This is a genomic window from Lichenihabitans psoromatis (genome assembly GCF_004323635.1).
Classification (GTDB): domain Bacteria; phylum Pseudomonadota; class Alphaproteobacteria; order Rhizobiales; family Beijerinckiaceae; genus Lichenihabitans; species Lichenihabitans psoromatis.
This window is the reverse complement of sequence record NZ_CP036515.1, coordinates 323,696-344,324: the sequence shown is the minus strand read 5'-3', so window position 1 is coordinate 344,324 and position 20,629 is coordinate 323,696. Positions and strand designations below refer to the sequence as shown.

Below are 20,629 nucleotides of genomic sequence, written 5' to 3'. Positions count from 1 at the left end.
GCCGGCAATCGGCTCATTTCGTCGATCCGAACGCCGTGACCGCACCCGCCACGATCGCGCGGGCGGCGTCCTGCGCGTCGACCCGAGCCTTCAATCGATCCGCCCAGGACTGCGATGCAGCCTTGCCATCGTCCGGCAGTTTCTGCCATTCGCCCAGTGCCCCGTTCAGGTCGGCCCGGTTGAGATCGGCGTCGATGCGGGACACGACCGCATCGGGATCGTTCCCGGCCGTCTCTCCGGCTGGGCGAACCTTGACCAAGCCTTGCGCGCTGGCCAACATCCGGTCGAGCACATTGCCGGTCGGCTTCGGTGCGCCCGCGCCCAGCATCTTGTCGCGAACCTGCCCGAACAGGGTGATCAGCATCGCGTCGGTCGCGGCACCCTTATCGGCCACGGCCGTCAAAGGCGCGAGATTGCTCTCGGAAACCCCAAGCGCTTTCAAAGCCGTCACTTCCGGCATGAACGACCGGCCGTCATGCAACGCGCCTTCAATCACCTGGGCCGTCACCGCGATGGGAGCTGCGCGCGTTTCGGCCGCGCTCCCCTCCTGCCGCGCTTCGGTCGCTCGCGCGTCCGACTTCGGCGCCGACAGCGCCGTTTCGAGCGGCGTCACGCGTTGATTGAGGGCCGCGATGTCGCGGCTTAGCGGCGCGAGATCGACATGCGGCAGGGCCGCGACTGCGCCTTGCAGCGACGCCACGGTCTGGCCAAGATCGGCCACTTTCGCGTCGATCGGCCCGAGATCGACCTTGGGCAGCGCCGCAACGGTGCCTTGGAGGGCCGTGATGGACTGGCCAAGGTCGGCCAGCTTTGATTGAATTGGGCCGAGATCGACTGAGGGGGCCGCATTGGCGGCTGTTTCGGCCGGCGCGGCAGTCTTCGACGCGTCGCGTGCGGATTGCGTGTCGGCCAGATCGGTCTTCAGCTGCGCGACCGTCCCCTCGATCGCGCTGAGGCGGTCCTGCAGCGGCGCCAAGTTCGGCGCGGCCGACACGGCAGTCGGACGGGCCTCGAGCGCCGCGATACGCTGCTTCAAACCACTCATTTCTGTCGTCAAAGCTGCGACGCTGTCGTCGGGCGCTGGATCGTAGAGACGGTACAGCAACGCCCCGAGCATCAGAATCAACATAAGGCCGAGGAGCGATAGCAAGAGCGGCATGCGGGAGCGGCGCGGTGTCGCGGGCTCTACCATGGGTGACGTCGACACCCGCTCGGTGCCGGAAGCTGTGCCGGTCGGCGGAACCGAGCCGAACGCGCCGGAGCGAGCGGGTTCTGTCGGGGGTTCGCCGGCATCGCGCAGCATGTCGTCAGTCGGGGCGGCGGATTCGACGCGATGGAGCGTCTCATCCTGCTCGGCCTTGATATCGTTCGCCGCGATGTCGGTGGCCCGCACGTCGGCCGGCAAGAGTTCTTCGGCCGTTCCCTCGATCACGGCCGCATCACGCGGCTTCCCGCGGTTGGGCATCGCCTGGCCGAACGGGCGCGGTTCCGGGGGGACCCGAACCTCTTCATCCGCCATGCGCTCATCCTCCCCAAATCGCATTCATTCTCCCGTGTTCTCTACCGCGATAAGCGACACGGGGTCAAAGCCCGCTCCTGACGTTGGGCGTCTCGATTTGGTTCCGGGCCGTGATCGCGGCCGCCGTCGCGAGGGTCGCCCGTGCCATCTCGGCATGCAGCACCTCCACCATTCGGCCGCCGACCCGCAACGTCCCGCGGCCCGCGTTGGCCGGCTCGTCAAAGGCGCGGACGATCGCCGCAGCCTCCGAAAGATCGGCGTCGGTCGGTGAAAAAGCAGCGTTGCAGATGCCGATTTGCCCGGGGTGGAGCAAGCTCTTGCCGTCGAACCCGAAGTCTCTCGCCTGGACGCATTCGGCGCGCAGACCGCTGGGATCGTCGAGGTCGTTGCACACGCCGTCGATGATCGCGAGGCCGTGGCGCCGTGCCGCGAGGACGCAAGCGGAAAGCCACGCATGCATCGGCGCCCGGCCCGGCACAAACCGGACGCGGGTCGCGCGCGCGAGGTCGTTCAGGCCCATCACCAAGACATCGAGCCGCGATGCCGGATCGGCCGCTGCGCCCGCCAAGGCCCCGATCTCCGCGACGGCGGCTGGTGTTTCGACCATCGCCCAGAGCCGGACATCCTTGGCCGCACCCATGTCGCCGAGGCTTCGGGCGATGTTCAGGATATCGAGGCTGGTTTCGACTTTCGACAGAAGAATTGCGGATGGGGCCGCTGCTGCGATGATCGTGAGATCGTCCGCGCCCCACCGGGTGGTGGCGTGGTTGAGGCGAACCACGACCTCGCGCGACCCGAAGGCCCGCGCCCGCACGGCGGTCTCGACCGCTTGGCGAGCCCGCACCTTCTCGTCGGGTAAGACGGCATCCTCGAGATCGAGAATGATCACATCGGCGTCGAGCGTGGCGGCTTTCGCGATGGCACGCGGGTTCGATCCGGGAACATAGAGCGCACTGCGACGCAGACGGATCGTCATGGGTGTCGGCTTTCAGGTGAAGTTGCCATGACGTGCCAAAGCGCCGATGGAACACCAACGTCAACGTCTAACGCGGAATATGTGATGCTGAACCACGACGATATTCGGGCCGCTCGGGCACGGATCGCGCCTCACCTCCGACGAACGCCACTGTTCGAGATTGCGGCCCAGGACGGAAGGCCGCCGATCTCAATCAAGCTCGAATCGCTCCAGCGCACCGGCAGTTTCAAGGCGCGCGGCGCCTTCAACGCGATCCTCTCGGGGACGGTGCCGAAGGCCGGGGTGATCGCGGCCTCGGGCGGCAATCACGGCGCTGCCGTGGCCTGCGCGGCCCAGAGCCTCGGAGTGCCGGCGCGGATTTTCGTGCCCACGATGGCGTCGCCGGTGAAGATTTCGCGGATCAGGCACTATGGCGCCGAAGTGCTCGTCGAGGGTGACCGCTATGCCGACGCTCTGGCGCTCTGCGAAGCGCATGCGGCCTCGTCCGGCGCGAAGCAGATCCATGCTTTCGATGCCGCCGAGACAGTGGCCGGGCAGGGAACGATTGCGCCGGAATGGGAGGAGGATCTCGATCGCCTGCGGCTCCGACCGCTCGATACGGTGTTGATCGCGGTGGGCGGTGGCGGATTGATCGCCGGGATCGCGGCCTGGTTCGCGGGGCGCGTCAAAGTCGTCGGCGTCGAGCCCGCCGGGTCATGCGCGCTGCATGCCGCGATGCAGGCAGGGCATCCTGTTGATGTGACCGTGCAATCGGTCGCGGCGGATTCGCTTGGGGCCAAGCGCACCGGCGATCTCAATCTTGCGATCGCCAAGCTCTATGTCGACCACATCGCGCTCGTGTCCGACGAGCAGATCATCGCGGCACGTCAGTCTCTTTGGGACGAATGGCGGATCGCCACCGAGGCCGGCGGGGCCGCCGCTTGGGCGGCCTTGCAGGCCGGCGTGTATCAGCCGGACCAAGACGAGCGCGTGGGTGTCTTGCTCTGTGGCGGAAACGTCGACCCGCAGATCTTCGCTTAACGCCCGCCGCAACCGAGGACCGCGGGTTCGTTCTCGACGAACTCGCCAGTGTCAGCCAACCTTACTTCACGCGTGCTTTGCGGGCGGCATATTTCGCATCGCGCTGGGCCTTGCGGGATACCTCGTCGGCGATAATCCGGGCGGCGCGTTCGAGACGAGCCGTTTCCTCGGCTGCCTTGGTGGCTTCGCGCGCCTGCTCTTCGGCAAGACGCTCGGCTTCTTCGGCCAACGCGCGGGCGGCGCGTTCCTCGGCTTCGAGAGCCTCCATTGCGGCTCGTTCCTCGGCGGCAATCCGTTCGCGCTCGACGCGCTCGGCTTCCTTGGCGGCCTGACGCGCCTCGCGCGCTTCGACAACCGCGCGGCGCGCTTCCCGCTGCGCGATGACTTCTGGATCGTCGTCAGCCGGCTTCGTACGGAATTTTTCGAGCAGCGCCTGCTTGGCTTGAGCTGCCGTCTGCTGGCGATCGGTGAAATTGGTGTCTTTGAACTTGGCCAAGATTGTCCCTGGATTAGCGTGCTGGTCGATGGGAAAGCGGGCGGCGATCGTTCGCCGCAGACTCGACGCCGCGATTGCCTGCTACTCCAATATGGTGCGCTTTGGAAGACATCACAGTCGGTTTGCCGGGATTTGACCGCCGAAAACGGCCTAAACGCGCGTGATGAGCGATCGACCGGTCATTTCGGCCGGTTGAACGACGCCCATCAGGTCAAGCAAGGTCGGGGCCACATCGGCCAGTTTGCCGTCGGTGATGGAGAGCCCGTTGCCGGCCGAGAGGATCACCGGCACTGGATTTGTCGTATGCGCTGTATGCGGCTGCCCCGTCACCGGATCGCGCATCACTTCGCAATTGCCATGATCGGCGATAACCAGCAAGGCGCCGCCGGCCCGCGCGATGGCATCGGCAATCCGGCCGAGGCCCGTGTCGACGGTTTCGATCGCTTTGACGGTTGCGGCGAGATCGCCCGTATGGCCGACCATGTCGGGATTGGCAAAATTCAGGACGATCAGATCGAAACGCCCGCCGTCGATCGCGTCGACCGCTTTCTGGGTCAGTTCGGGTGCTGACATCTCGGGCTGAAGATCGTAGGTCGCCACTTTGGGAGACGGCACCAGAATGCGTTCCTCGCCCGGATAAGGCGTCTCCTCGCCGCCGTTCAAGAAATAGGTCACATGCGGATATTTTTCGCTCTCGGCCATGCGAAGCTGCGTCTTGCCGAGTTTGGCGACCGCGGCGCCAAGAACGTTGTCGAGGTTCTGTGGCGGAAACAGCGTTTCCACATGCTTGTCGAGTTCGGTGCCGTAGGACGTGACACCGACCGCCGCCGCGAGGCGCACCTGCCTCTGGCGCGGGAAGCCGATGAAAGCCGGATCGAGAAGCGCGGCCAGCAACTCGCGGACGCGGTCGGCGCGAAAGTTGAACGACAGCAGACCGTCGCCATCGCGCATGCCCGCATAATCGCCGATCACGGTCGCGGGGACGAATTCGTCGCCTGATCCAGCCGCATAGCTTGCCACGATCGCGGAGCCGGCTTCGGCTGCATGAGCACCCTTGGCGTCGACCAAAAGATCATAGGCCTGGACGACCCGCTCCCACCTATTATCGCGATCCATCGCATAGAAACGTCCGCAGACCGTCGCGATCCGAGCGCCGCTTGGCAGAGCGGCTTCGAGCGCCGCGAGATAGTGCGCGCCGGACCGGGGCGGGGTGTCGCGTCCGTCCGTGAAGGCGTGGACATAGACGCCGATCCCGGCTTGGGTGAGGATCTCGGCCAATGCCACGGCGTGGGTTTGGTGCGAGTGAACGCCGCCGTCCGACACGAGACCGACGAGATGGCAGCGACCGCGGGTCTGCTGCAGACGTGTGATGAACTCTCGGAGGGTCGGAATCCGGGCCAAAGACCCGTCCTGCGCCGCCAGGGTGATGCGCGGCAGCTCCTGCATCACGACGCGGCCGGCTCCGATGTTAAGATGCCCGACCTCGGAATTGCCCATCTGCCCCTCAGGCAGGCCGACGTTCAAACCATCGGTCCGCAATGTGGCCGACGGTCCGCCGGCGCGAAGCCGATCGAGCGTCGGCGTGCGGGCCTGTAACACCGCATTGTCGTCCCGATCGCTCCGCAGACCGAGCCCATCGAGGATCACCAGCATCACGGGGCGGGGCGGGGTCGTCATGCTAGGCTCCTCGATGATGCGGTGCGGCCCATCGCATAACACGTCAGGCTGCGTTTGGAAGGAGCCCGCGTCGTCAGCTTGCGCGGAGGAACGAAGCCGGCTTCTCGCCAAGAATGCGCCATGTGCCGGCAAGACCCAGCACCACCGTGAGCACCAGGGCCGAAAGCGCCGCGCCGATGGCTGGACCCCACGCCAAGGTGAAGCCGAAATCCATGACGCGCGTCACGATGAAGTAAGCCGCCCCGCCGCCGGCCAAGATGCCGAACAGCGCCGTCGCGCCGCCGAGGATCGCATATTCGATCAGCAACGACGCCAAAAGCCGGCGCCGCGTCGCGCCGAGAACCTTCAGCACCACGGCGTCATAGACGCGTGCGCGGCGGCCGGCCGCCAGGGCGCCCGCCAGCACCAGGATCGAGGCCACGATCGCGACACCGGACGCACCCCGGATCGCCAAGGCGAGTTGGCCGACCAGATGATCGAGCGTCTGCAGCACGTCTTTCACGCGGATCGCCGTCACGGTCGGATAAGCCCCAGCCACGGCTTTCAGCAAGGCGACTTCCGGCGCGTCGCCGCCGCCCTTGGCGAAGGTTGCGGTCGCGAGATCCGAATGCGGCGCCCCCGCGAATGTATTGGGCGAGAACACCATAAAGAAGTTGATGCCGAGCTTTTCCCATTCGATTTGGCGGAGACTGGCGATCTTGGCCGTGACGGTGCGCCCGAGCACATTGACGCTGATCGTGTCGCCGAGCCCGATCCCGAGGCCCTCCGCCAGACCTTTGTCGAAGGACACGAGCGGCGGCCCGCTATAGCCGACCGGCCACCATGCGCCGGACGTCAGGGTCGAGCCATCCGGCACGACATCCGAGGTGGTGATGCCGCGATCGCCTTCGAGCGCGAAGGCGGATCCCGGCTTCGGCTTGATCTGCGCCACCGGCACGCCCCGCAGCGCCACGATCCGGCCGCGCATCATCGGGACGGCTGCGACGCTGACGCCCGGCGCGTGGGTCGTCACGAATTGCTTGAACGCGTCCTGCTGGTCGCTCGGGATGTCGGCGAAGAAGAAGCTCGGCACGTCACCGGTACCCGCATCGGCGATCTGTCGGCGAATATTCACGTCGATCAGCGTCAGCGTGACAAGAAGCGCGAGCCCGAGGCCAAGCGATAGCACGACGGAGGGCGTGAGCGCGCCGGGCCGATGAATGTTGCCGAGCGCCAGCCGGGTTTCCATCCGGCGCGGATGGGGCAGGGCGCGCGCGAGCCGCATCAAGGCTAAAGCGACGAGCCGGAGCAAGCCGAACGCCACCAGCGTGGCCCCCATGTAGATGGCCGACAGCCGCCAGTCGGGCGTGAAAAGAAACACCGTTCCGATCAATGCCGCGACAGCGAGGCCGACGTAGATCTGATACCGGCGTCGAAGGCGCGTCTGGTCAGGGTCGATCTGATCGCGAAACAGAGCCGAAACCGGAATGTCATGCGCTCGGCCGAGGGCGCCGAGCGAAAATGCCAGGGTGGTCAGGAAGCCATAGAGCGCGCCCTGCAGCAACTCGCGAGGATAGACGGACGGGTCGAGCGGGAACGGAATATATTGCCCAAACAGAGCCAGGATCACGAAAGGCAGCGCCGCGCCCGCCGCAAGACCGGCCAGGATGCCGACAGCCGCGACTGCAAGCACCTGCGTCAAACTGATGGCGAAGACGAGCCCGCCGGGCGCGCCGAGCGATTTCAGAATCGCGAGACTGGCGCGCTTCCGCTCGACCGTGGCTCGCACCGCATTGGCAACGCCGACTCCGCCGATCACCAGAGAGGTGAGACCGACGAGGGTCAGGAACTGGGTGAACCGTCCAAGGTTGCGGTCGAATTCCGGCGAGACGTTGCGGCGGGTGCGAATGTCCCATCCGGCTTGAGGAAAAGCCGCCTTGGCGGTGTCGACGAACCGCGTGAGATCGGCGTCACCAACCGGGGCCGCATCGGCCTTGGCGAGTTCCACGCGCGTGGTCCAGCGCACGAGGGAGCCGGGACCCGCAAGGCCGGCGGCCCGCAGGCCATCGGCCGACATGAGCACGCGCGGGCCAAGTGCGATGCCGCCCGCAAGCTTGTCCGGCTCCTGGCGCAAGGTGGCGCGCAGCACGAAACGGCCGGTGCCGATATCGAGAATGTCGCCGATCTTGCTCTCGAGCCGCACCGCAATCGTGGCGTCCGCCGCGATACCGAAGAGGCCATCCGGGCCTTTGTCGAGCGCGGCCGCAAGGGGTTGAGGTGGGTCGAGCGTCACGGATCCGACGAGCGGGTAGCTCGCGTCTGCCGCCTTGATGTCGATGAGCGTGGCATTGCCATCGGCCCGCCGCGCCATGGCGCGGACTTCGCCAATCGTCGAGGTTCGACCACGAGCGGAGATGAGCGCGGTCTCCTCCGGGCTCAACAATGCTCCGACCCGGGAGAAGGAGGCGTCCCCGCCGAGGATCGTGCGACCCTGAACAGCAAGCCCCTCCGCCAAGCCGTCCGCGACCGAGCCGACGCCCGTGATGGCGGTCACGCCTAGCGCGATACAGGCGAGAAAAATCCAGAACCCGCTCAGCCCGCCGCGCAGGTCACGGACAGCAAGCCGGAGAACCGTCGCGAGCGACGACCCTGTTCGACCAGGCGTTGCGCGGGGCAGCGAGGCGGCCGTCATTGGGCCGCAACGCGTGTCGCCGCATCTGCCGACTGGGTCGCCTGAGGCTCGATCAGGCCCGAACGCAGGCGGATCGAGCGATCGCAGCGCGCCGCGAGGTCGGTGTCGTGGGTCACGAGGATCAGCGTGGCATTGCGATCGCGGCGGGTCGCGAACATCAGATCGATGATCGACTGTCCCGTCGCATCGTCGAGATTGCCGGTCGGCTCGTCCGCCACGATGATGGAGGGGTTCGGCGCGAGGGCGCGAGCCAACGCGACACGCTGCTGCTCGCCGCCGGAGAGTTGCGCCGGATAATGCGAGAACCTCTCGCCGAGCCCCACCGACGCGAGTTCGGCGCGCGCCTTGTCGAAAGCTTTGGGATCGCCGGCGAGTTCGAGCGGCACGGCGACGTTTTCGAGCGCCGTCATGGTCGGGATCAGGTGGAACGATTGGAACACGATGCCGATCCGCGCGCCACGAAACCGGGCTAGTGCATCCTCGTCCATGCGGTTGAGAACGGTGCCGTCGATCGTCACGGTTCCGGATTGGGCGCGCTCAAGCCCCGCCAGCACCATCAGCAGCGTGGATTTGCCCGAACCGGACGGGCCGGTGAGGCCCACGGCTTGGCCGCGCGGGATGCTCAGGCTCACGCCCCTGAGGATATGAACCCTGGCGGCTCCGCGTCCGAGACTTACATGGACGTCATCGAGTTCAACGACCGGGTCCGCCATCATGCCATCCTGTCCTGCCGCATCCTCTCGCCCCGCTTCGATCCCGTGCGGGAGCGCGGCCGTCCGATCGGCTCGTGTCCCATATGGGGGAGCCTTGGCGATATGTCAGGCGCTGCGCGCGTTTGTCGTGCTCCTCGTTTCTGGTGCGGCTTCCGCGCATCCCTCGACCGCGGAGGCGGCAGGACGGCCCGTGCAGGTGGTGGCGCTCGGCGATAGCCTCTCGGCTGGATACATGTTGCCGGCCGATGCGGCTTTTCCAGCCGTCCTGCAAAAAGCGCTGCAGGCGCGCGGCCTCGACGTGACGGTCGCCAATGCCGGGGTGTCGGGCGATACGGCGGAGGGCGGCCTGCAGCGGCTCGACTGGTCGGTGCCGGATGGCACCGATGCCGTGATCCTGGAACTCGGGGCCAACAACATGCTGCGCGGCCTCAGCGCGGCCACGACCAAGCAGACGCTCGACACGATCATCACCCGCCTCCAAGCGCGGGGAATAAAAGTGTTGCTCACCGGAATGATGGCTCTCCCAAGCCTCGGGAAGCAATATGGCGATGAGTTTCAAGCCATCTATCCGGCCTTGGCGCAACAACACGGGGTTCCGCTCTATCCGTTTTTCCTCAACGGCGTCGCGCAAAACCCGCAGCTCAAGCTCGCCGATGGTCTCCATCCCAACGAGGCGGGCGTCGCCGTGCTGGTGCAAAACATTCTGCCCAGCGTCGAAGCGCTGGTCGTTTCGGTTGCGCCAAAAGGGTGAACGGTCGCAAGATCGCCCGATTGAGCAGGTTTTAAGCGGAGGGTCTCTCCCGCGTGTCGCGTCATCGTGGCGCAAGCCGCGCGTCTCAGTCATGGATGTGCCTTGCAACGTTCCTCCCTTCTGCTCATCCTGTCGCTCCTGGCGTGCCTCGTTTCGGGGTTCGTCGCGTCGGCTCAGGAAGGGTCGGCGCCGGCCGCAACACCCATCGCGCGTCTCGATACGGCTAAGAATACGCTCGACCAGATCGAAGCGGCTCTGACGCGCAGCAATGTGTCCGATGCCGCGTTGCAGAAGCTGCGAAACGATATCGACCCTGTCGCGACGGATCTTCAGGCGGTCGTGACGGAATTGACCCCGCGCGCCGAAGCCGCCAAAGCGCGCTTGGCTCAGCTTGGTCCCAAGCCCGACGCCAAAGCGGCGCCCGAGTCGCCGGACATTACGGCCGACCGGGTCGCGCAGGAAAAGCTCTACAACGACCTCGACGCGACCCTGAAACGCGCCAAAGTTCTGATCGTCCAGAGCACGCAGCTCGAAACGACGGTGAGTTCGCTGCGTCGTGGCCTGTTCACGCGGTCGGTGCTGGCCCAATCCTACAGCTTGCTCGATCCACGATTGTGGATTCCGGTCGTCTCGGAATTGCCGTCCGATGCCCGCGCGATCGGATTTCTGGCGCAGGATTGGTATGCCGGCGTCGCCGCAAAGATCGAGCCTTGGCAACTCGCCGTGGTGATTGCCCTTTTGGTCTTGATCGCGGCGGCTTACGAACCGGCCCAGCGGATCGGACGACGCGTGTCGGCGCGTCACACCGATACGGTCGGCCCCTCACGCCTGCGGAAGGTTTCGGCGGCGCTCTGGGTGGCGTTCGTGACCGCCGTCGTCCCGATCATGGCTCTGATGTTGATCGGGGCTTTGCTGATCGGCTTTGATCTTCTGAACGCGCGGCTGCAAGGAATGGCATCGGCCTTCGTCCGCGCCGTGCTGATCGTCGCCATCAATGTGGGGCTCGCGAGAGGTTTCCTGTCGCCACGCCGTCGCAACTGGCGCCTGCCGCCGATCAGCGACAATGGCGCCATCCGCCTCTACAATCTCGTCATCGCCGTCAGTTCGATTGTGGCTCTGACGCGTTTCGTCGAAGCCCTCAACGACACGATCTCGGTCGGCCTCCCGACCGCCATCGCGTCGCGCGGGCTCCTGACCGCCGCGGCGACCGGCATGATCCTGCTGACCTTGGAGCGGCTTGGGCTCGGGCCAAGCGATGCGTCCGATAAGGCGCCGCGGGCGAAGACGGCCGGACGCGATTGGTCCAATCCGCTGCGCCTGCTGTTCTGGCTGTTAATTGCCATTCTGGTCTCGGCGCTGCTGACCGGGTTCATCGCTTTTGCGGCCTTTCTGGTCCTGCAGATTGCGGTCGTCACAGCGATCGGCATCCTGCTCTACATGTTGCTGACGCTGACCGACGAGGGGATCGAGACCGGGTTCCTGCCCAACCATCGGCTTGGGCGCGCCATGACGCAGACGCTCGGCTTACGGCGCGATTCGCTCGATCTGATCGGCATTTTGTTGAGCGGCGCTATTCGGGTCGTGCTGATCACGATCGCGATCCTGCTGGCTCTCGCGCCATGGCGGATTGAATCGGGCGACATGCTGTCGACCGTCCAGGCTGCTTTCTTCGGCTTCTCGATCGGCGACGTGACGATCTCGCCATCCTCGATCGCCATCGCGATCGTGCTGTTTCTCGGCGGCATCGGCGTCACCCGCGCCGTTCAACGCTGGCTCGAGGTCAAGTTCCTGCCGCACACGCGGCTCGACACCGGGCTGCAGAATTCGATCAAGACGAGTCTCGGCTATCTCGGCTTCCTGGTGGCGGTGTCGCTCGGGCTCAGCCAACTCGGTTTGAGTGTCGAGCGACTCGCGATCGTCGCCGGCGCCTTGTCGGTCGGTATTGGTTTCGGCTTGCAGTCGATCGTAAACAACTTCGTGTCCGGCCTGATCCTCCTGTGGGAGCGGGCGATCCGCGTTGGCGATTGGGTGGTGGTGGGCGACGAGCAAGGCTATGTGCGGCGCATCAACGTGCGGTCGACCGAGATCGAGACCTTCGATCGCGCGACCGTGATTGTCCCAAACGCCAATCTGGTGAGCGGCGTCGTCAAGAACTGGTTGCGGAACGACCATGTTGGCCGGATCAGAATTCCATTCACAGTCGGTATCGCGGTCGACCCCGAGCAGATCCGCGACATCCTGATCGGAGCCGCGAAAGACCACGATCATATTTTGTCCATTCCGTCACCGCAGGTGGTGTTTGCGTCGATCGGCGAAGCCAATATGAAGCTTGAGCTCATGTGCTTCATCGAGGATGTCGAGATGTCGCAGCGGATCACGAGCGATCTGCTTTTCGAGATCCACAAAGGCTTTATGGCAATCGGCATCGGAGTGCCCGCACCGCCTCCGGTGGTCACCAGTCCGGCGCTCGACAAGCTCGATGCTTGGCTCTCGGCCAAGGTCAGCGAGATGCCGCAGAAGCAACGGGCCGCCGCCAACGACTGACGGCGAGACCTTGTCTCGCGTGGCCTAGGGAATCAGCACGGAGCCGTCGTCCGGGTCCGCCGCAAAAGCATGTTCCGCATGCATCGCCCGGTCGGGGAGTGCGGGAACGCGCCCACCCGACACCCAGGAGCGCAGAAATGCTTCGGACCAGCGGGCCACCGCCGCATCATATTGGAACCAGCCCTCGAGATGCACGCGGGCCGGGCGTGCCCCAAGATCGGTCAGCCGATGCGCCGCCATCACGGTCCACTTGCACATCATCGCGTAGGTGACCTCCGGGTGAAACTGCACCGCGAAGGCAGGGCCGTGGCAGAACGCTTGGCATTCGAAATCGAGCCCGGTCGCCAGCAGTGTTGCCCCGGCTGGTTTGTCGAAGCCTTCGTTGTGCCATTGGTAGACACGCCGCGGGAAGGCGCCGCCAAACATCGCCTCGGCTGCCGGTGTCGGCGTGATCGGGTAATATCCGATCTCGACGCGCCCCTCCGGATGGGGATAAATCCGTTGGCCGAGGTGGGACGCAAGCATCTGCGCGCCGAGGCATACGCCGAGAAAGGGCGCATTCTCGCGCAGCGGAACCTTGATCCAGTCGATCTCGGTTCGGATAAAGGGGTCCGGATCATTGGCGCTCATCGGGCCGCCGAAGATAATCGCTCCAGCATGGTGTTTCATCGTGTCGGGGAGCGGATCTCCGAGAACAGGTCGGCGGATGTCCAACCGATAGCCCAGCCCGCGCAACAAGCGGCCGATCCGGCCAGGCGTGGATGTTGGCTGATGCAGGATGATCAGCACAGGCTTCAAGCCGCTCGTCGTTGACGAAGATATGTCGAAACTCTGGTTCAAGGCGACTCCAGGCCGGCTTGCGGCAGGAGACGCGGCAGCAAAGATCGTGCCGCGCCTTATGCGCCACTCCTACGGACGCTTCGTGGTGAGAATAAAACGCAAGCGAATGATAAACGAGTTTGTTCCTCTCTCCGATAGCAGTTTGCCCATCGCGCTGGCATATTCATCCACATGAGGGCAGGGACCGCCATGATGTCAGTGGGTTGTTTGGGCCTAGTCATTGCGGTCGCGGGGGACAGACGCGGTGAACGATGATGAGGCCGAGCATGAATCATCGCAGCCGATGAGCGACGATGATCGTCTGGAGACTGTTCTGACGACGCTTTTTTATCTTCGCGCCGATCTCGAAAGCCTGGACCCTGCGGCGGCGCGAGCGCTGTCCGTGACGATCGACATGGTTGGCGAAACCCTAGCGGATCGGCGCGCTCGATCCGGCACCTGGGATTGAACCTGCTCCGCGCGTCATTCCGGCACGGGTCCGCATCGGTTCGCCGCACGTCGCTCGCGCGTCATGAAGAAACAGCAGACTGGGCAGCATCGCGTCTTGCGTCGAGCCCTGGTTCCTGTCGAGCGGATTGAGCATCACCCCGTTCGGATGGCGTGCCGACGATGCACGAGCGCAAGTCGTCGCGCTGGGAATCGGACCGTATGGCGTATTTTCTGGCTTTGGCGACGGACTACGACGGAACCATCGCGCATGACGGCGTGCTCGACGGCGCGACCGTTACGGCGCTTGAAACCCTGAAGCAGGCCGGTCGGCGCCTCATCATGGTGACGGGGCGGGAGTTGCCGGACCTTGAACGCGTCTGTCCACGCCTCGATCTCTTCGACCGGGTCGTCGCCGAGAACGGTGCCTTGCTGTACACACCGGCCACCAAGGACAAGCGGCCGCTCGGGCCGCCGCCCCCACCTGAATTCGTCGAGCGGCTGCGGAGCTTGTCGATCCAGCCGCTCTCGGTTGGCGAGGTGATCGTGGCGACCTGGGAGCCCAACGAGGGCGCGGTGCTCGAAGCGATCCGCGACCTCGGGCTCGATTTGCAGATCATCTTCAACAAGGGCGCCGTGATGGTGCTGCCGAGCGGCATCAACAAGGCGTCCGGCCTTGGCGCTGCGCTCGAGGATCTCGGCCTGTCGGCCCATAACGTCGTGGCGACCGGCGATGCCGAGAATGATCTGGCGTTCATGCGGACCTGTGGTTGCGCCGTGGCGGTCGGCAATGCGCTTCCGGCCGTGAAGGATGCGGCCGATGTGGTGACGGCTGCGGCACGGGGCGCCGGCGTCGCCGAAGTTATAGCCACCTGGCTCAGCGACGAGGCTGCCCTGATCGATGCGGCAATTCTGCGCCATTCGGTTCGGATTGGCGAAACACCGGGCGATAAGCGGGATATCCTGCTGCGCCCCGACCGAGGCAGCGTCCTCATCACCGGCACCTCGGGCGGCGGCAAGTCCACCCTCGCGACGGCTCTGCTCGAGCATCTGTCGGATGCGGGCTTTCAGCTTTGCCTGTTCGATCCGGAAGGCGATTACGGCCAGTTTGGTGACGTCGTCACCTTCGGCGACGCGAAGACGGTCGTGACGCCCGAGCCTGTCCTCGATGCGGTCCGGAAGCTCGGCAACAACGTCTGCGTCAATCTGTTGGCATCCAGCGTCGAGGATCGTCCGCAGATCTTCGCCAGCCTGTTTCCACCGGTCCTCGACATCCATGCGAAATATGGCCGGCCGCATTGGGTGCTGGTCGACGAGGCGCATCACATGCTCCCCCGCACCGAAGATGCGGGGGACGGGCTGAACCTGCGCGAGCACATCCCCGCGATTTTCGTCACCGTGCATCCAGACACATTGGCCAAGCAGGTGCTGCGCAACATCGGCATCGTGCTCTGCATCGGTCGGGACAGCGCCGGGCTGATCGACAGCCTCAGTAAGGTTCTCGGGCGGCCATGCCCGCCGATGCCCGACCGCACGCCCGACAGGGGCGAGGCTTATTACTGGGAATGCCGCACCGACAACCCTCCACTTCTGGTCCGCGTCGACCAACCCCGCAACGCGATGAAGCGCCATACGCGGAAATACGCGGAAGGCACGCTCGGCGAAGATCGTAGTTTTTTCTTCCGCGGCCAGCATGCGGCGCTCAATCTGAGGGCGCAGAACTTGATGCTGTTTCTGCAGATCGGCGAAGGTGTCGACGAGGAGACCTATCGTCATCACCTGCAGCACGCGGATTTTTCGACCTGGATGCGAAGCTCGATCAAGGACGGCGACCTCGCCGACGAGGTCGCCGGGATCGAAGCCCATGAGGGCATCGCGATCCCCGAGGCCCGCAAGCTGATCCGAACCGCGATCGAGCAACGGTACACCGCGCCGGCTGAACCAGCCGGCTAACCCTCAACGGGTCGCCATCCGGCTTGCGTTCCGCCTGATCAATCGCGATTGTGCGGCACGAACAACGGGGAGGCGTCATTGCTGTCAACAGTCGCGGCTTTCGATCGGATCGGCGAGGAAAACGCCTTCGCGGTGCTGGCTCGCGCGACTGAGCTGGCGCGTCAGGGCCGCAGCATCGTCAATCTCGGTATCGGCCAGCCCGACTTTCCGACACCGCCGCATATCGTCGAGGCCGCCATCAAGGCGTTGCGCGACGGCCATCACGGCTATACGCCAGCGACCGGCATCCTGCCGCTTCGCGAAGCCGTTGCGGCCGACCTGCATCGCCGCCTCGGCGTCGAGGTGTCGCCCGATCTCGTCATGATCGTGCCGGGCGGCAAAGTCACGATGTTCATGGCGATCCTGATGTTCGGCGAACCGGGGGCCGACATCCTCTATCCGGATCCGGGTTTTCCGATCTATCGCTCGATGATCGAATTTACGGGCGCACGCCCGATTCCCGTGCCGATGCGGGAGGCGAATGGCTTCGCGTTTTCGGCCGAGGAAACCCTGAGCCTCATCACGCCGCAGACCCGACTGCTTATTCTGAATTCGCCCGCCAACCCGACCGGTGGCGTTACACCGAAGGCCGAGATCGACGCGCTTGTCGAGGGACTCGCGCGGTTTCCCGATGTGGCGATCATGTCGGACGAGATTTATGGCCAGATGATCTACGATGGCTTGGAGCATCGCAGCCTGCTGTCCTATCCCGCAATCCGCGATCGGCTGATCCTTCTCGACGGCTGGTCGAAGACCTATGCGATGACGGGGTGGCGGATGGGCTACAGCGTTTGGCCGAAGGTGCTTTACGACAAGGCTCGAAAGCTTGTCGTGAATAGCTTTTCCTGCACCAACGCGCCCGCCCAATGGGCCGGGATCGCGGCCCTGGAGGGCCCGCAGGATGCGGCGCACGACATGGTGGCCGAGTTTGATCGCCGGCGTGCCGTGACGGTCGCCGGGCTCAATGCCATTCCGGGTGTGAGCGCCATCGTGCCGAAAGGCGCGTTCTATGCCTTTCCGAACATCACCGAGACCGGATGGCGCGCCAAGCCGCTCGCCTCGGCGCTGCTCGAGCAGGCCGGTGTCGCCACCATCGGCGGACCGGATTTCGGGGTCTATGGCGAAGGCTATCTGCGGCTCAGCTACGCCAATTCCACGGCCAATATCGAGATCGCGCTCGACCGGATCGCCACCTTCCTGCGGGACAATCGGCCCGCATGAGGCCATTCGCGTCCGTTCTTCTGGTGGCGCTGCTCCACGTGGCGACCGGCGGATCCGTGGCCTGGGCCAAGGAGGCCGCGGCTGTGGGGCAAAATCCGCCACCGATCACGGTCAAGCAGAAGCCGCATCTCAAGGCTGCCAAGCCAAAGCCCGCCCTCGCGAAGCCCGAGACGCCGGAGCCGCGCGTGGTTGAGGATACGGTGCCGGCGGGCCGTTACTACGTGGGTCGAGCCAGCGGCATGCGCGATTATCGCGCCTTGTTCAACGCCGATACGGCTGGATACCGCGTGATGCGCGGCGAGGTGCGAGCACGCCTATTCGACGAGGTGACGGTCTGGGCCATCCTGCACGGCTATCAATTCGAGCCCCCGTGTGGCGCTTGCGACCGGAGCGATCCGGCCAAGCCCGTCTCCCACGTGTCGTGGCGCGACGCAGCCGTCTGGGCCAATGCGCTGAGCGAGATGCAGGGGCTCGACGCGGTCTATCGCAGTCAGGACGGTCAGCCGATCCGATCGTCGGTCCCGCCTGAGGGGATCGATCGCGCCGTGATCGAACCGACCCTGACGGGCTATCGCTTGCCGACGATCCCCGAATGGCAGATCGCGATCCGGGGTGCCGACAAGGCGCTGACTGACGGCACCTATGGAGCCTTGCCGGTGCCTACCCCGAATGCGCTCGGGCTGATCGACACGTCCGGCCCCTTGGCTGAGTGGACCTCGAGCTCGATGGCGATCGGAGACGGCAAACCAAGATATTTCGTCTGTAACGAGACGGTGGATGGTGTCGTGAGCCTGAACACCTGCACGGCTCACGAGACCGGCGCTGCCGATCAAAGCATCGGCTTTCGGCTGATCCGCCGGCTCGACGACAAGCCGCCGGCGGTTCCTGCCGCCGGCCGGTCCGAAAAGCCGGTCGTTACGCTACCGTCACGCCTTTCCAAAACGCCACGCGCCCCTTGATGTTGGCGGCCGCCTCCTTCGGGCTCTCATATTGCCACACGGCATCGGGGTTCTCGGCGCCGCCGGCCTGGATCGTGAAATAGGTGGCTGTCCCCTTCCAGGGGCAGACGCTGGTGCGGGAGCTAGGCTTCAAGAGGCCGGGCTTGACCGAACCGATCGGGAAATAGTGATTTCCTTCGACCACAACGGTGTCGTCGGATTCGGCGATGATCGTGTCGTTCCAAACGGCTTTCATGGTGTTGTCTCCAAACTTCGCTGAACGATAGCCGCAAGCGCTGCCAAAAGCGGTGCGACAAGACGGCTCGTCACGTCGACGGCGGGCGCCACGCCATCGACCAGATCGGAAGCCCGGAGCGCGGATTGGCGCCGGTGCCGACAACCTCGAAGCCGTGGCGCTGGTAGAACGCGACCGCGCCGACATTATCCTGATTGACGTGGAGGTCGAGGCCGCAGGAGCAGCGCCGTTGAGCATCGACGACGAGCGCCGACGCGACCCCTTGCCGCTGAGCGAGGGGGGCCACCGCAAGCTGATCGAGATAGCCGGTCCGGATCGCGACCAGGGCAAAACCGAGAAGGCCGTCCTGGTCGGAGTCCGCCGTGATCATGAGATCACCATCGCGCAGATGATCATCGAGCCGTGTGGCGAACCAGGGTCGGCGGCCCGCAAAATCGATGGACGGCATGGCATCCGTCCAGGCCGCGACCCAGAGATCCAGCACCGCTTCACGCGCCTTGGGCGACAGATCTGCCACGGGGGCGATCTGAACTCCCGCGAGCCCTCGACTCACCGCTCTGTGATCTTCAACTCGATCCGTCGGTTGCGGCGGAGTGCTTCGTCGCTGTCGCCGGTATCGATCGGTTGGAACTCGCCGAAGCCTGCAGCCAGCAGCCGCGTCGGGTCGACGCCTTTGGTGACGAGATATTCGACCACCGAAATGGCGCGAGAGGCCGACAAGTCCCAGTTGGTTTTGAATTGCGGTGAGGTGATGGGTCGTTTGTCGGTATGCCCATCGACCCGCATGATCCACGGAATTTCAGGCGGAATCTCACGTTCCAACTCGATCACGGCACTCGCGAGCTTGTCGAGTTCGGAGCGGCCGTCTGGGTTGATGGTCGACTGACCGACGTCGAACAGCACCTCGGACTCGAAGACGAATCGATCCCCGACGACCTTGATGCCGGGACGGGCGCCGAGGATCTCGCGCAAGCGGCCAAAGAAATCCGAGCGGTAGCGTGCGAGCTCCTGCACCTTTTGGGCGAGCGCCAGATTGAGCCGTGAGCCGAGGTCGGCGATACGGGCCTGGGATTCCTTGTCGCGGCTTTCCGAGGCGTTCAACGCATCCTCGATCGCGCCGAGCTGGCGACGCAACGCCGAAATCTGCTGGTTGAGGATATCGATCTGGGCGAGGGCGCGGGACGCGACGTCCTTTTGAACATCGAGTTCGCGTCCAATGGCGGCCACCCGGCCATCGGCCGCAGCATTGCTCCCCGTTGTAGTGGCGAGCAGGCCCTGCAAGCGAGCTTTCTCCTTGTCGCTGCTCTCCAGCGTCGCATTCAAAGAGGCGAGGCTCGCCTGCGCCTCCGACTTGCCGGCCCGTTCGAGCGCCAACAGCGATGTCAGTTCCTCGATCTGACGGTTCAGTTTGGTGAGCGCCGTATCCTTACCTGTCACTTCGCGTGACATAAAATATTGCGACAACATGAAGACGGAGAGCAGGAAGATGATGACCAGCAACATCGTGGTCAACGCATCGACGAAGCCCGGCCAGTAATCAATGCTGCGTTGAACGCGGCGCGCGCGGCCCAGCGCCATCAGCGCAACTCGCGCTCTGTCGTCAGGCGTTCGAGCAGGTTGCGGATCTCGCCATCACGGCTGGCTTGCGCCTCGACCCAGTCGCGGATCAACTGCTGCTCGGAGCGCATGTGGAGAACGAGGCCCTGAATGCCCTCGGCGAGATTGGCCATCGCGACTGTGGCGGCCCGGGAATTGGATTGGTCGGTGCTGGCCGCGATCTTGTCGAGCGCGGCCCGAAGGTCGGGCGGGATGGCGGTCGAGATCGTCTCTGAATTGAAGGTGTTGTCGGTCGAGGCCGACAGCAGATCCTCGAGTTCGTTATAGAACCTGTTTTGCGCTTGCCCGGCTTGGAGATCGAGAAAGCCGAGGATCAGCGATCCCGCCAGGCCAAACAAGGAGGAGGTGAATGAGACGCTCATGCCGGCGATGGGGGCCGCCAACCCGTTTTTCAGGTCGTCGAACATGACGGCGGCGTCGCCGCTGCCGCCCATCGACTTGATGACACCGGAGATCGACCCGACCGTTTCGAGAAGACCCCAGAACGTGCCGAGCAGGCCGAGAAAGATGAGCAGGCCGGTGAGATAGCGGGCGATCTCCCGCGATTCGTCGAGACGGGTGCCGACTGAATCGAGAAGCGCCCGAAGCGTCAGGGTCGAGATCGAGCGGAAACCGTCGCCTTCGCCGAACGTGCTCGCCATCGGGGCCAGCAGAACCGGGGGTCTCGAACCCGGCTTGCCGACGCCGACGAGACCGTTGGCCCAACGGATTTCTGGCATCAAGCGGATGACTTGACGCAACCCAAGAATGATACCGATCAGCAAGACGCCGAGAATGAGACCGTTAAGGCCGGGGTTGGCCATGAACGCGGTGGCGATCTGGCGATAGAGGATCAAGGCCACGAAGCCGGCCAGGATCAGAAACACCACCATACGCAGCAGGAATACGTGCGGGGACGACAATCTCAACGATCGGTTTGCTTGCGCCATTCCGGCTTACCCGTGACCCGCGGCCCCATCGGGCTACACTTTT

Annotated in this window: 18 protein-coding genes; 7 read left to right on the top strand and 11 right to left on the bottom strand. The window is 64.8% G+C overall.

The window, feature by feature from the left end; translation table 11 throughout:
- Nucleotides 1-13: 13 nt before the first annotated feature.
- A complete protein-coding gene (locus EY713_RS01670) occupies nt 14-1,519 on the bottom strand; it encodes a COG4223 family protein (RefSeq protein ID WP_131113271.1) in 1,506 nt (501 codons plus the stop codon).
- Nucleotides 1,520-1,583: 64 nt separating this feature from the next.
- A complete protein-coding gene (locus EY713_RS01665) occupies nt 1,584-2,495 on the bottom strand; it encodes an HpcH/HpaI aldolase/citrate lyase family protein (RefSeq protein ID WP_131113270.1) in 912 nt (303 codons plus the stop codon).
- Nucleotides 2,496-2,579: 84 nt separating this feature from the next.
- Between EY713_RS01665 and EY713_RS01660 the strand changes: the two genes are divergently transcribed.
- The gene (locus EY713_RS01660; protein ID WP_131113269.1) at nt 2,580-3,515 is read left to right on the top strand and encodes a threonine/serine dehydratase; all 936 of its coding nucleotides are present in this window, start codon (nt 2,580-2,582) and stop codon (nt 3,513-3,515) included.
- 61 nt (nt 3,516-3,576) lie between these two features.
- Here EY713_RS01660 and EY713_RS01655 read toward each other — a convergent pair whose 3' ends face one another.
- From EY713_RS01655 to EY713_RS01640, 4 genes are all read right to left on the bottom strand, one after another.
- The gene (locus EY713_RS01655; RefSeq protein ID WP_131113268.1) at nt 3,577-4,011 is read right to left on the bottom strand and encodes a DUF6481 family protein; all 435 of its coding nucleotides are present in this window, start codon (nt 4,009-4,011) and stop codon (nt 3,577-3,579) included.
- Between the two features lie 150 nt (nt 4,012-4,161).
- Entirely contained in the window at nt 4,162-5,688 is a 1,527-nt protein-coding gene (gene gpmI / locus EY713_RS01650; protein ID WP_131113267.1) for a 2,3-bisphosphoglycerate-independent phosphoglycerate mutase, read from the bottom strand.
- A 73-nt stretch (nt 5,689-5,761) separates the two neighbouring features.
- Nucleotides 5,762-8,359 carry an ABC transporter permease gene (locus EY713_RS01645; protein ID WP_131113266.1) on the bottom strand — a complete coding sequence of 866 codons (2,598 nt, stop codon included), beginning with the start codon at nt 8,357-8,359 and terminating at the stop codon, nt 5,762-5,764.
- Entirely contained in the window at nt 8,356-9,072 is a 717-nt protein-coding gene (locus EY713_RS01640; RefSeq protein ID WP_131119139.1) for an ABC transporter ATP-binding protein, read from the bottom strand. The genes EY713_RS01645 and EY713_RS01640 overlap by 4 nt, the downstream gene beginning before the upstream one ends.
- A gap of 112 nt (nt 9,073-9,184) precedes the next feature.
- On the opposite strand from EY713_RS01640, the gene EY713_RS01635 reads away from it, so the two are divergent.
- On the top strand, nt 9,185-9,823 hold the full coding sequence (locus EY713_RS01635) for an arylesterase (protein WP_425374360.1): 639 nt from the start codon (nt 9,185-9,187) through the stop codon (nt 9,821-9,823).
- A gap of 102 nt (nt 9,824-9,925) precedes the next feature.
- On the top strand, nt 9,926-12,367 hold the full coding sequence (locus tag EY713_RS01630) for a DUF3772 domain-containing protein (protein WP_131113264.1): 2,442 nt from the start codon (nt 9,926-9,928) through the stop codon (nt 12,365-12,367).
- Between the two features lie 24 nt (nt 12,368-12,391).
- Here EY713_RS01630 and EY713_RS01625 read toward each other — a convergent pair whose 3' ends face one another.
- Nucleotides 12,392-13,156, bottom strand: coding sequence for a glutamine amidotransferase (locus EY713_RS01625; protein ID WP_425374359.1), 765 nt, complete (start codon nt 13,154-13,156; stop codon nt 12,392-12,394).
- 295 nt (nt 13,157-13,451) lie between these two features.
- On the opposite strand from EY713_RS01625, the gene EY713_RS01620 reads away from it, so the two are divergent.
- The 4 genes from EY713_RS01620 to EY713_RS01605 all read left to right on the top strand — a co-directional run bounded on the left by EY713_RS01620 (nt 13,452) and on the right by EY713_RS01605 (nt 17,805).
- Nucleotides 13,452-13,655: a hypothetical protein gene (locus tag EY713_RS01620; protein WP_131113262.1), complete on the top strand. Its 204-nt coding sequence runs from the start codon at nt 13,452-13,454 to the stop codon at nt 13,653-13,655.
- A 161-nt stretch (nt 13,656-13,816) separates the two neighbouring features.
- Nucleotides 13,817-15,586: an HAD family hydrolase gene (locus tag EY713_RS01615; protein WP_245572973.1), complete on the top strand. Its 1,770-nt coding sequence runs from the start codon at nt 13,817-13,819 to the stop codon at nt 15,584-15,586.
- A 78-nt stretch (nt 15,587-15,664) separates the two neighbouring features.
- Nucleotides 15,665-16,846, top strand: a complete 1,182-nt coding sequence (locus EY713_RS01610) for a pyridoxal phosphate-dependent aminotransferase (protein WP_131113260.1) — start codon at nt 15,665-15,667, stop codon at nt 16,844-16,846.
- Nucleotides 16,843-17,805: a formylglycine-generating enzyme family protein gene (locus EY713_RS01605; protein WP_131113259.1), complete on the top strand. Its 963-nt coding sequence runs from the start codon at nt 16,843-16,845 to the stop codon at nt 17,803-17,805. Before EY713_RS01610 ends, EY713_RS01605 begins: the two co-directional genes overlap by 4 nt.
- Here EY713_RS01605 and EY713_RS01600 read toward each other — a convergent pair.
- The 4 genes from EY713_RS01600 to EY713_RS01585 form a co-directional block, all read right to left on the bottom strand.
- The gene (locus EY713_RS01600) at nt 17,762-18,040 is read right to left on the bottom strand and encodes a DUF427 domain-containing protein (RefSeq protein ID WP_131113258.1); all 279 of its coding nucleotides are present in this window, start codon (nt 18,038-18,040) and stop codon (nt 17,762-17,764) included. The genes EY713_RS01605 and EY713_RS01600 overlap by 44 nt on opposite strands.
- 70 nt (nt 18,041-18,110) lie before the next feature.
- On the bottom strand, nt 18,111-18,557 hold the full coding sequence (locus tag EY713_RS01595) for a GNAT family N-acetyltransferase (RefSeq protein ID WP_131113257.1): 447 nt from the start codon (nt 18,555-18,557) through the stop codon (nt 18,111-18,113).
- Nucleotides 18,558-18,589: 32 nt separating this feature from the next.
- Nucleotides 18,590-19,618, bottom strand: coding sequence for a peptidoglycan -binding protein (locus EY713_RS01590; protein ID WP_131113256.1), 1,029 nt, complete (start codon nt 19,616-19,618; stop codon nt 18,590-18,592).
- Entirely contained in the window at nt 19,618-20,586 is a 969-nt protein-coding gene (locus EY713_RS01585) for a flagellar motor protein MotA (protein WP_131113255.1), read from the bottom strand. The genes EY713_RS01590 and EY713_RS01585 overlap by 1 nt, the downstream gene beginning before the upstream one ends.
- Between the last annotated feature and the right edge of the window lie 43 nt (nt 20,587-20,629).

Bases quoted from the DNA above. Each gene is read 5' to 3' on its own strand.
- EY713_RS01645 (WP_131113266.1), bottom strand. From the start codon at position 8,359: ATGACGGCCGCCTCGCTGCCCCGCGCAACGCCTGGTCGAACAGGGTCG.
- EY713_RS01600 (WP_131113258.1), bottom strand. From the start codon at position 18,040: ATGAAAGCCGTTTGGAACGACACGATCATCGCCGAATCCGACGACACC.
- EY713_RS01590 (WP_131113256.1), bottom strand. From the start codon at position 19,618: ATGGCGCTGGGCCGCGCGCGCCGCGTTCAACGCAGCATTGATTACTGG.
- gpmI (WP_131113267.1), bottom strand. From the start codon at position 5,688: ATGACGACCCCGCCCCGCCCCGTGATGCTGGTGATCCTCGATGGGCTC.
- EY713_RS01640 (WP_131119139.1), bottom strand. From the start codon at position 9,072: ATGGCGGACCCGGTCGTTGAACTCGATGACGTCCATGTAAGTCTCGGA.
- EY713_RS01665 (WP_131113270.1), bottom strand. From the start codon at position 2,495: ATGACGATCCGTCTGCGTCGCAGTGCGCTCTATGTTCCCGGATCGAAC.
- EY713_RS01615 (WP_245572973.1), top strand. From the start codon at position 13,817: ATGCACGAGCGCAAGTCGTCGCGCTGGGAATCGGACCGTATGGCGTAT.
- EY713_RS01660 (WP_131113269.1), top strand. From the start codon at position 2,580: ATGCTGAACCACGACGATATTCGGGCCGCTCGGGCACGGATCGCGCCT.
- EY713_RS01670 (WP_131113271.1), bottom strand. From the start codon at position 1,519: ATGGCGGATGAAGAGGTTCGGGTCCCCCCGGAACCGCGCCCGTTCGGC.
- EY713_RS01605 (WP_131113259.1), top strand. From the start codon at position 16,843: ATGAGGCCATTCGCGTCCGTTCTTCTGGTGGCGCTGCTCCACGTGGCG.
- EY713_RS01585 (WP_131113255.1), bottom strand. From the start codon at position 20,586: ATGGCGCAAGCAAACCGATCGTTGAGATTGTCGTCCCCGCACGTATTC.